Source organism: Lentzea indica, from assembly GCF_012184385.1.
Taxonomy (GTDB): domain Bacteria; phylum Actinomycetota; class Actinomycetes; order Mycobacteriales; family Pseudonocardiaceae; genus Lentzea; species Lentzea indica.
This window is the reverse complement of sequence record NZ_VSRL01000303.1, coordinates 1-9,897: the sequence shown is the minus strand read 5'-3', so window position 1 is coordinate 9,897 and position 9,897 is coordinate 1. Positions and strand designations below refer to the sequence as shown.

The 9,897-nt window shown below is 66.8% G+C and carries 12 protein-coding genes; 4 read left to right on the top strand and 8 right to left on the bottom strand.

Features of this window, described 5'->3' with window-relative positions; all coding sequences use genetic code 11:
• The 4 genes from FXN61_RS42955 to FXN61_RS42940 form a co-directional block, all read right to left on the bottom strand.
• The coding region (locus FXN61_RS42955) for a ClpP family protease (protein ID WP_188136103.1) at nt 1-374 on the bottom strand (374 nt) is incomplete at its 3' end.
• A complete protein-coding gene (locus tag FXN61_RS42950; RefSeq protein WP_167979586.1) occupies nt 371-985 on the bottom strand; it encodes a ClpP family protease in 615 nt (204 codons plus the stop codon). The genes FXN61_RS42950 and FXN61_RS42955, both read right to left, overlap by 4 nt.
• A gap of 74 nt (nt 986-1,059) precedes the next feature.
• Complete coding sequence (locus tag FXN61_RS42945) at nt 1,060-1,731, bottom strand: lasso peptide biosynthesis B2 protein (RefSeq protein ID WP_246292910.1); 672 nt, start codon at nt 1,729-1,731, stop codon at nt 1,060-1,062.
• Nucleotides 1,732-1,760: 29 nt separating this feature from the next.
• Nucleotides 1,761-3,383 (bottom strand): asparagine synthase-related protein, encoded by a 1,623-nt coding sequence (locus FXN61_RS42940; protein WP_167979584.1) that lies wholly within the window; start codon nt 3,381-3,383, stop codon nt 1,761-1,763.
• Nucleotides 3,384-3,867: 484 nt separating this feature from the next.
• Between FXN61_RS42940 and FXN61_RS42935 the strand changes: the two genes are divergently transcribed.
• Complete coding sequence (locus FXN61_RS42935) at nt 3,868-4,983, top strand: ROK family protein (protein ID WP_246292904.1); 1,116 nt, start codon at nt 3,868-3,870, stop codon at nt 4,981-4,983.
• 150 nt (nt 4,984-5,133) lie between these two features.
• Nucleotides 5,134-5,781, top strand: a complete 648-nt coding sequence (locus tag FXN61_RS42930; protein WP_167979582.1) for a hypothetical protein — start codon at nt 5,134-5,136, stop codon at nt 5,779-5,781.
• Here FXN61_RS42930 and FXN61_RS42925 read toward each other — a convergent pair.
• The 3 genes from FXN61_RS42925 to FXN61_RS50400 form a co-directional block, all read right to left on the bottom strand.
• Entirely contained in the window at nt 5,766-6,602 is an 837-nt protein-coding gene (locus FXN61_RS42925; RefSeq protein WP_167979581.1) for an SMP-30/gluconolactonase/LRE family protein, read from the bottom strand. The two genes, FXN61_RS42930 and FXN61_RS42925, sit on opposite strands and share 16 nt — an antisense overlap.
• 94 nt (nt 6,603-6,696) lie before the next feature.
• A complete protein-coding gene (locus tag FXN61_RS42920; protein WP_223165842.1) occupies nt 6,697-7,464 on the bottom strand; it encodes a hypothetical protein in 768 nt (255 codons plus the stop codon).
• Between the two features lie 76 nt (nt 7,465-7,540).
• Entirely contained in the window at nt 7,541-8,320 is a 780-nt protein-coding gene (locus FXN61_RS50400; RefSeq protein ID WP_223165841.1) for a cellulose-binding domain-containing protein, read from the bottom strand.
• A 291-nt stretch (nt 8,321-8,611) separates the two neighbouring features.
• Here FXN61_RS50400 and FXN61_RS42910 point away from each other — a divergent pair, with 291 nt between their 5' ends.
• A complete protein-coding gene (locus FXN61_RS42910; RefSeq protein ID WP_167979580.1) occupies nt 8,612-9,376 on the top strand; it encodes a GntR family transcriptional regulator in 765 nt (254 codons plus the stop codon).
• On the opposite strand, the gene FXN61_RS42905 is transcribed toward FXN61_RS42910, so the two are convergent.
• Nucleotides 9,340-9,678: a hypothetical protein gene (locus FXN61_RS42905; RefSeq protein ID WP_223165840.1), complete on the bottom strand. Its 339-nt coding sequence runs from the start codon at nt 9,676-9,678 to the stop codon at nt 9,340-9,342. The genes FXN61_RS42910 and FXN61_RS42905 overlap by 37 nt on opposite strands.
• On the opposite strand from FXN61_RS42905, the gene FXN61_RS51180 reads away from it, so the two are divergent.
• A partial coding sequence (locus tag FXN61_RS51180; protein ID WP_223165839.1) for a hypothetical protein occupies nt 9,671-9,897 on the top strand: 227 nt, incomplete at its 3' end. The two genes, FXN61_RS42905 and FXN61_RS51180, sit on opposite strands and share 8 nt — an antisense overlap.

The following is a 9,897-nucleotide window of genomic DNA, read 5'->3' as shown; positions in this document are numbered from 1 at the left end:
GGTGATTGCCCTGAGCTGGGGCAGGACGGAGCCGGGCGCCCTTCCGCCCCCGCGGCCAGCAGCACCGCCCCGGCCGCGACCGCCTGGCCCACGCACGTCGTCGCGACCGGCGCCTTGATGTAGCGCATCGTGTCGTACAACGCGAGCATCGCCGACGGGTCACCGCCCTCGCAGTTGATGTAGAGGTTGATCTCCAGGTCCGGGTTGTCCGCCTCCAGGTGGAACAGCTGCGCGATCAACGCGTTGGCGACCCCGGAGTCGATCCCGGTGCCGAGGTAGACGATCCGCTCGGACAGCAGGTGCGAGTAGACGTCCATGACCCGCTCGCCACGCACGTCGCGCGTGATGACGTTGGGAATGGTGTAACTGCTCATGCGACAGCTCCCGAGTGCAGTCCCAGCTTGTGCGTGCGGACAGGTACGACCTGGGCCAGGTCGCTGACAACGTGGTCGATGAACCCGTACTCCTGCGCCTGCGCCGTGGTGAACCACCGGTCGTGCAGCGAGTCGGTGAAGATCCGGTCGAACGGCTGCCCCGTGTCCTCCGCGATCAGCCCGAGCACGGTGTCCCTGGTGTGCCGCAGGTCGTCCGCCTGCACCTCCACCTCGACCGCCGAACCCCCGATGCCCGCACTCCCCTGGTGCATCAGGATCCGCGCGTGCGGCAACGCGAACCGCTTGCCCGGGGTGCCCGCGGACAGCAGGAACTGCCCCGCGCTGCAAGCCAGTCCCAGCGCCAGCGTCGCCACGTCGCACGGCACCAGCCGCATCACGTCGCGGATGGCCAGCATCGAGGGCACCGAACCACCCGGCGAATGGATCCACAACGCGATGTCCTGCCGCGGATCCTCGCTCGCCAGCGACAGCATCTGGGTCGCCAGCACGGTCCCGTTGTCGTCGTCGAGCGCGCCGTCGAGAATCAGCACCCGCTGACCGAAGAACCGTTCCCGCAGCCCAGGGCTGAACAGCTTCTCGTTGTTCGTCATGGCACCGACGATGCCGGTCCGCCCAGAAGGTTCGCCGCTTTCTCTGCTGTGAGCAGATCAGCTGTCAGCAGGCCTCAGACGGCGAGCACCCGTTGGTAAGTGGGTGGAATCGGATCGTCGAACGGATCGGTGACCGGCTCCCCATCCGCCTCGATCCAGGCGTGGAACGATTGCGGATCAGTGGCGACGCCAAGGCACCACTGCACTGAGCCGCCGCGGAACGCCGCGGTCAGCGCGGCAGTCAACGAGAGTTCGAGGCACGCCACCCGCCCGGGATGAAACCTGCTGACGCGCTTTGCCGCCGCAAGTGCTTGTAGCGCTTCAGGTTTCGTCGCCGTTCGTTTGGCCAGCCCGCGCTTGACGAACTTGAAGGCCTTGACCGTCATCCGGAACGGCAACCTCAACAGCAGCAGTGCCAACGGCAACGCCACTGCCGCCATCAGTTTTGGTTTCAGTGACACCGGACTGCGGGGCGCGAGCGCGATAGGAACCCCACCGCTACCTCGTTCGAGGTTGTCCGGTTCCAGCAGACCTCGCTCCACCAGCGCCGACAGGAGTTTCTCAGCGTCCAGGCGAATCTGCCCCTGCGGCACCTCCGGGTACCGGCTCGCGAAAACCTCGACGGCGGCGTCGACACCGTGGGCGCGGATCGCGGAGAAGAGCTCGTTCCCAGTCCGGTTCAACTTGTGCCACTGGCCGCTCGTCACGTTCAGGAGGATGACGCTCCCGTCGTCTTCCGCTGTCATGTGCACCGAGTCAGGAACCACGAAACGTGTCATGTCGAAGCCACTTCTCCCGCGTTCGCGCGAAGCCACACTTCAACGGCAAGAACCTGGTTGAGCGCGCCCCATGGCACGCGTAGCCCGTTCACCGCGTCCTCGATCGTCTGAAGGACAGGTACCGGGTCTATCAGTCCGAAGTCCGCCGCCGCCGAGTCGGCCAGGAGTTTCCGCAGACAGGGTGCTGCACGCCGAAGTCCTTGGTAGGCCTCCCGGCTGTAGTCGCCCTTGGTCTCTCTGGACAGGACACGATCAGGAACGAGGCCTGCCAGCGCCTTCTTCAGCAACGGCTTCGCCACGGTCGGGTCCGCACGCCGATGCGCCGGGATCGTCGTGGCCGCACGTACAACGGCCGTGTCGAGGAACGGGGCGTGAACGGCGACTCCGACCTCGTCACCGGCTTCGCGGAGAACTCGCTGAGCGAACCCGTGCAAGCGCAGTTGGCTGAGCACGGCGAACTCGGCAGAGTCCACATCGGACTCCTGATCGGCCGCAAAACGGGCCTGAGCAGCCAGCAGGTGCCGGGTCGAGCGCGTGAACCAGTGCACTTGCGGCAGGTCCCAGCGTGCGATGACCGAGACCTCCCAAGACATGTCATCGACCAGACGGCCACGTTCCAGGGTGTCGGCGAGCCGGAGCAATGCACGCCGACGCCCCAAACCGGCCATGACCACCGCCCGCCTGAACACGCTCAAGGGAGACCGGTTGCGCAACCGCGCCCAGGCAAAGCAGTGCCGCCAAAGCGTCGCGAGATCACCCCGGCGAGCGAGGTCGATGAAGTACGCGCCGGGAGCCCACAGCACGGCATCACCTCCCTCGCCCACCAGATGAACGTCGGCACCGAGCGCGGCCGCGGCAGACAAGCGAAGGCGGGCCGGACCGCAGGCGATCGAAGCCGGATGCGGCTCATCCCCCATCGACACCAGCTCCTGGTAAGGGAGGTGCTCAGCCGAAACTTTGACGACCTGCTGATCGAATCGCGGTTCGGAACGGACGTATCGCTCTGCCCGTTCTACGTCGTCGAGGACCGGAGACTCCGGGTTGTAGTGGGTGAACACCGGAAGTTCGGCCACGTCGTCCAGGGCGAGGTAGGCCAGCGAAGTCGAGTCGAGACCGCCGCTGAGGTCGGAAACCAGTCGTCGTGCGGAAAGTGCGCGGGCCCGCACTGCGGCTGTAAGCGACTCTTGAAGCATTTCAGCCGCATCTGCCGCGCTCAGATCAGGGTCGACGCGCAGCGGAGCGAAAGGACGCTCATCAAGCTGGCCGTCTTTGACACGGAGCGCGTGACCTTCACGAACCCGCCGGACCTCCTGGTACAGGGAGCGATTCTCGAGCATGCCGGTGCTGTCGAGGCACGCCAGGCGGGTGGCGAGATAGCCCCTGTCGATGTCGACGCCGAGATCACTCGCCTTCGTGCTGTATCGGCCAGAACGGTCGTAGAAGAGGGGAAACTGACCTACCGGGTCAGCAAAGAGAGTGATCTCACCTGCCTGCTCCAAAGCCGCAGAGTAGCAGCCGACCTGTTCGGTGATGCGATGATGCTCGCCAGATCCCAAGTAATCGACAAGGCCTTGGGCAAGCGCGTGATCTTCAGCAAAGCATTGGCCAAAAATCTCCAAAGAGCCGACAGAATCAGTAGCTGAGATTCTATTGGTAGCCCTGTCCGATGGAATCATTGGAACCGCTTCCACTCCCGAAAGTGACGTCGAACACCGACCCCAGATCGAACAGGACTGGCGGCTCGTACCCCTTCTCCGCCGCAACTCCGTCGACGTCGTCATCGCTCACGTACAGCCTCTTCCCACGTGGTTCCCAGGTGACAACAGAGGCGTAAGGCTACTCGCCCTGAAGATCAACACGAACCATCCCGGACAACAACGCGAGTCTGCCCCGGAAGGTCGTCTCGAGCCTGTGAAAACGCACGCATGGCGGCTTCCAACTGATGCCCTGACCGCCGCTACCATGGCATGGCCCTTCAAATCGAAGCTGAGGGCGGGAGGCCACCGAGTGCCCAGTGGCGGCAGGCATGCCCGAAGCCTGATCTGGGGTCGGCCGTCGGACGCTCTCCGTGGCCACAACCGCAGGCGTGTCATCCGCGCGATCATGGTCGCTCCCAGCACCCAGGTGAACCTCGCCAAGTTCACCAGCCTCTCCCAGGCGACCGTCTCCGGAATCGTGCAGGAACTGCAGCGGAACGGCGTGGTCGTGGTCGACGGCAACGACAGCGAACGCGGGAAGAAGATCAGCCTCACCTCCGTGCGTGGCGTGGCCATCGGCGTCGAGGTCAGCTACGACACGATCACCGTTGCCGCGCGCCGCGTGGACGGCCCGCGCGTCGAGGTGGACAGGTCCAGTCGCGGCGCGGAACACGGCAGTCAGGCGTGGATACGCGAGTGCGTGCAGCTGATCAAGGACGTCGTCCGGCGAACAGGTCTGGACGAAACCGACGTCGTCTCGATCGGGCTGGGCATCCCCGCCGCGGTCGAACCGCGCACAGGAACGATCTCCCAGGTCGCGTGGGCGCTCGACTGGGAACAGGGCATGGATCCCGCCGCACGCCTGCAGGAGCACTTTCCCGACGTGCCGGTCATCATGGACAACGAAGCCAATCTCGCAGCATACGGCGAGTACCTCTACGGAGCGGGCCGCGGCACCGAGACCATGCTGTTCGTGAAGTCGTCGACCAGCGTCAGCGCCGGACTGATCATCAGCGGGCTGATCTACCGCGGCAGGCACGGTCTCGCCAGCGAGATCGGACACCTCGTGATGGATCCGCAGGGTGTCGTCTGCCAATGCGGCAACCGCGGATGTCTCGAGACCGTGGTGGGAGGTGCGCGCCTGGTCGAGCAGGTCCGGCGGGCCTACATCGGCTATCGCGTGGACCTGCCCACAAGCCTCGCGAACGTCGTCGAAAGAGCGAAGAGCGGGGACCTGCTGTGCCGCCGGGTGCTCCAGGACGCCGGCCGCGGAATCGGAGTCGCGCTGGCCAGAACGTGCAACCTGCTCAACCCGGAGAAGGTCTTCATCGGCGGCGAGCTCGGCCGCGCGGCTGATCTCCTGATCGAACCGGCGGTCCAGACGATGCGCCTGCACTCGCTCGGCGGCATGTTCAACTACGTCGCGCCGATGAGCGTGGAAGCCTCCGAACTCGGCCTGCAGGCAGGCGCGCAGGGCGCGCTCGCGTTCGCGCTGAACGTGGACCACGTCCAGCCGAGCTGAAGCACCCGAGTCTTTGATTTTCCGGCGATCAACGATCACGTCAAACAATCACCCCTTTCCCAAAGAATTCGTTGTTGCTTTTCCCTCACGAATTTAGTCTTGTCCTGGCGCCACCGTTCACGCCACAAGCCGATTCACAAGGGGCCCACCATGACCACCTCGCCGGACAGGTCCTGTCGATCCTCAGGCCGATGGGACCACACCAACCACTCCATCCTGTTCCTCGAAATCGCTTCGCTGGACGGCCAGGGCGGGACCGAAAGCGACCGCCAAGTGGCTCGGGCGCCGCTGCACAGGGTGCTGCGCACCGCCTTCGCGGAGTCGGACATCTCCTGGGAAAGCTGCCGCCACACCGAACGGAGGGAGGGCGTGCTCGTCGTCGTTCCGCCCAGCGTCGCCACGTCGACGATCGTCGACCGCCTGATCTCCCACCTCGAGGCCGGCATCCGGCGGTACAACCGCGAAGCCGCTCCCCTGCGGATCCAGCTCCGGGCTTCGCTGCACGTCGGCCCCGTCACCGTGAGCGCGGAAGGGCTGTCCGGACGGTCGATCGCCACGGCGTCCCGGCTCCTGAACGCACCGGCGCTGATGAACCACCTCGCCAGGACCGACGCCGACCTCGCGGTGATGGTGTCCTCGCAGGTCTACGAAACCGTCATCCGGCACGCCTCGGGATTCGCCGACCCGACCCGGTACGAGGAGGTCGTGGTCCTCACCGAGGAATCCGAGGCGCCCGCGTGGTTGTGCGCGGCGGAGACCCGGAGCTCCTCGACGCGGCCGCGCTATGCGCCGAGATGAGCCGGCACGTACTCGTTCGCCGGGCGGCCGGGCACATTGACGTCGACGGCGAACAGCGCGCCGTCGTGCAGGGTTGGGCGGCGCAGTCCGTACTTGGCCGTGGTGATGAAGAGGCGGGCCATGTCCGGGCCGCCGAGGCAGACGCTGGTGGGCTGACGGGCGGGCAGGCGGACCTCCTGGTCCAGTCGGCCGTCCTGGCGGTAGCGGCGCACGACGGAGGCACCCCAGAACGCGATCCACACGTTGCCCGCCACGTCGGTGGTCATGCCGTCCGGGGTGTGGTGCGGCGTGTGCAGGAAGACGCGGCGGGTGCCGAGTTCGCCGTCACGGCCGACGTCGAAGCGGTGGACGACGCCTTGGGCGCTGTCGGCGAGGTACATGAGCTTGCCGTCGTGGGAGAAAGCCGGGCCGTTCGGGATCGTCAGTCCTTTGAGGACGGGAGAGTCCGAGCCCAGGCGGTGCAGGGCGCCGGTGCCGGGTTCGGTGTCCTGGGCCATGGTCGTCACCCAGAAGCGGCCGGACGGGTCGGCCACGGCGTCGTTCACGCGCATGCCGACGCCCGCGAAGGATTCCTGCTGCGGGCCGCCCAGCAGGCCCGCGCCCGTGCCGAAGGCCGCCATCAGCTCGTCGCTGTCCCGCACGGGCGCGACCGCGCCCACGGGGACCGGGAGCTGGGCGATCTCCTTGAACGGGGCGGGCACGTCGCCTCGGGTTTCCAGGACGCGGTCCGCCAGGAGATCCACGACGACCAGGCGGCCGTTGATCCAGCGGGCGCCTTCGCCGAGTTCGAGCTGGTCGAAGTTCCACTGCGTCAGCGTCATCGGACGGTGCTCCCTGATTGCAGGTCCAGCAGATCCCGGAACGGCCCGGCGGCACGGAACGCACCCATGGTCTCGCCCAGGGTCAGCACATCGGTCATGCCGTTCCTTCCACGTGAGCGGTGAGGGTGAGGCGCCACCGCACGGTTCCCGACGCGGGCACGATCGCCACGGGACGAGTGCGATCATCGCGGTCGAAGGTGCGGCCGAGCATGGGTTCCACGCCGACGCTGCGGTACGGGTCGCCTTCCGGCCAGCCGCGCAGGTTGCGCCACAAGGCGATGGAGACGGGCTGGCCCGCACACTCGACGTACAGGTCGAGCTGGTGTTCTCCGTCCACCACGCGGATCTGGCCGCGCTCCACCACGGCACCGACCGCCGTACCGTCGTCCGGGCCGAGCTCGGCAAGGCCGGCGGGCCAGTCACGTGGCACCGGTGTCGGATCGGTGATCAGCACCGGAGTGCCGGCGGGTGCGACGAGACGGGCGGACGGGCTGAGATCGAGCAGTGCGTGCGCTGCCCACACGAACCGGTAGCCGGGCTCGGCGGTCAGTTCGTAGTCCGCGACGACCGCGCCGTCTTGCGAACCGATGCTCCGGCGGAGCGAGAAATCAGGACAGTCCACACCGGTTTCGTGCCACGGCCTGCTCCAGGCGTCGCCGTGATCAGGCGTGCCGCGGACGGTCGGCACGCACTCCTCCAGGCCGCCCACGTCGACGAACGGGGCACCTGGCGTCACGTCGAAGCGAGCCGGATCCGCGCGATGCCACAGCCACTCGCGATGGGCTGTGCGGAGCGAGATCCAGCGGCCACCGAGGGCGTGATCGACCTCGGCGTACAGCGGCACAGCCCTGGTGACCTGCACGGTTCGTTCCTGACATGATCGAGTTCGTGGTTAATTACTAATTTATCTTGCCACGCTCGACCGCAGGGACCAACAGTCAGCTCGTCGTGCAGGCCGTCCCGTTGAGCGTGAACGACCTGGGAGCCGTGTTCTTGTCGCGGATGGACCCGAGAAACCCGATCGACACCTCACCGCCCGGCGCGATCGTTGCCGTGTAGGAGACGTTGGTCGCGCTGACGGTCGCACCGCGCTGCGACGGGGACGCGTTCCACATGTGCTTCACGGTTTGCCCGTCACCGAAGGACCACTGCAACGTCCATCCGTTGATCGCCGCGCGGCCGGTGTTCCTGATCGTGATGCCGCCCTGGAATCCGCCGGGCCACTGCCCGCTGATCCGATACGCGACCGTGCACGGCGGTGCAGGGGGAGGCGGCGGAGGTGGCGGAGGAGTGGTGGTCACGACAACCGGAGGCGGGGTGGTCACCGCCGGCTTCGGCGGCTGGACGCGTTTCGGAGGCGTCGTGGTCGTGGTCGTCACGTCCACACCATTGCAAGGAAGCCCCCACAAACCACGGTCTTCGCGCGCCGCAACGACTTCCGCCTCAGCGAGGGCACCGGCCGCGGCCTGCGCACGCAGAACGCCCTCCTGAACGGCGAGCAGCGCGTAGTCGGTGCCGTCCTCAAGCCACAGGTTCACTTCGCCGGGGATCACGGACGTGATCCGAACAGGCCGCGCCAGCAAGGTCTTCGTCGCGAAAGCGATCGCGGCGGCGGCCCAGCACTCCGCGGGCGGGGCGAGCAGTGAGATCCGGACACGGTTGCCACCGTCGAGCACAACCGTACGGCCGTCGATCACCTCACGCACCAACACAGGCACGTTCTCCTGCACCTCCGTGACCAACGTGGGCGGCCGTGTCTGCACACGGTTGCTCACAGGAGGTGCCGGACTCTCCGCCGTGCACGCGCACGTGAGGAGAACCATGAGAACTGACAAGGACTTCCGCACCACAAGGGCTCCCGACGCGGTCGTTGAAACTTTGACGACCGTAGCGCCCCAAGGACTCCGTGCACTCCGCCGTTCGGCCTTGATCAACTACGCGGACGGGACGGCATCCGCGCCGCCGGTCGCCTGAGACCATTTCACCGACCAGTGAGGCATAATGGCAATGTGCCACGCCCCAAGCATGTTCCCGCCGACGATCTGGTGTTGCCCGACGCGCTGGCGCCGGACCGCCCCAAGGGCGACCAACTCAGGGAGATTCTGGAGAACATCGCCACGGATGCGGGGCCAGGAAGGCTGATCCCGTCAGAAAGATTCTTCGCCGAGCATTATCAGATATCCAGGAGCACGGTCCGGCTGGTGATCAACCGGCTGGTGGCGGACGGACTGCTGTACCGCCAGCACGGCAACGCCACCTTCACCGCGGAGCGTCCGCCCAGGCAGATCGACATGCTCACGTCCTTCACCGAGGACATCAGGTCGCGCGGCGCGGTGCCGGGGACAAAGGTGCTGCTGGCCCTCGTGGAATCCGCGGGAGCTCAGATCGCGGGTCGCCTGAACATTCCTCCTGGCGCACCGGTGTTCCGGCTGGAACGGCTTCGTTTCGTCGATGACGAACCACTCGCACTGGAACGCACAAATCTCTCGCTCGACCTTTTCCCCGGTATCGACGAATACGACTGGGCCGCGCAATCGCTGCACAAGACGCTCGAAGAGCGGTTCGGCGTGGTGCCGGAGTGGAATGACACGGCCATCAGCGCCGAACTGCCGCAGTCTCAGGACGCCGCGCTGCTGGAGATCGAGCCGAGCCAGCCGTGCCTCGTGCTCAGCGGCACGTTGCACGCGTCGGACGGCCGGGTGATCGAGGCGGGACGTTCGCTCTACCGCGCCGACCGCTACACCGTCTTCACCACCGCACGCCGGTCCCGGTGAGCGTGTAGCAGTTCGACGCAGCGGTCCACCACCACGTCCGCGGCGCCCTGTTCCACCAATGCGATGTAGGACTCGTAGAGCCCGTCGCGGTAGGCGTCGTGGTCGGGCAGGTAGCCGAGGTAGCCGTCGGTGTAGCCGATCACCCGCGTGTGCGCGAACGGGCTGGCCGCCCTGATGCGCAGACCGATCGAGGCGAACAGCTCGAAAGGTGTGTGCAGCCAGGCGATGTCGCCCAGCGACACGACGGTGATCGGCACCTCAGCGTCACCGTGCAGGCCCGCCGCGGCCAGGGTGGTGAGCATCAGCGTTCCCTCGTACCGGGTGCGCGCGATGCGGAGGGCGGGGTCGTTCTCCGCGCCGGACAACATCTTCCGCCACCCGTGTTCCGCACCCTCGCGCAGCCGCCGGCACTCGGCGAGCGACGGCAGCCGCGCGGTGGGGCAGTCGCAGCACCGTCCGCGTCAGCCGGATCGGGCCCTCGACCGGCTGGCCGAACGGCAGCAAACGCGTGATCGACTCGG

Coding starts and splice junctions, on each gene's coding strand:
- FXN61_RS42950 (WP_167979586.1), bottom strand. CDS start 985: ATGACGAACAACGAGAAGCTGTTCAGCCCTGGGCTGCGGGAACGGTTC.
- FXN61_RS42945 (WP_246292910.1), bottom strand. CDS start 1,731: ATGACAGCGGAAGACGACGGGAGCGTCATCCTCCTGAACGTGACGAGC.
- FXN61_RS42935 (WP_246292904.1), top strand. CDS start 3,868: ATGGTCGCTCCCAGCACCCAGGTGAACCTCGCCAAGTTCACCAGCCTC.
- FXN61_RS42930 (WP_167979582.1), top strand. CDS start 5,134: ATGACCACCTCGCCGGACAGGTCCTGTCGATCCTCAGGCCGATGGGAC.
- FXN61_RS42925 (WP_167979581.1), bottom strand. CDS start 6,602: ATGACGCTGACGCAGTGGAACTTCGACCAGCTCGAACTCGGCGAAGGC.
- FXN61_RS42905 (WP_223165840.1), bottom strand. CDS start 9,678: ATGCTCACCACCCTGGCCGCGGCGGGCCTGCACGGTGACGCTGAGGTG.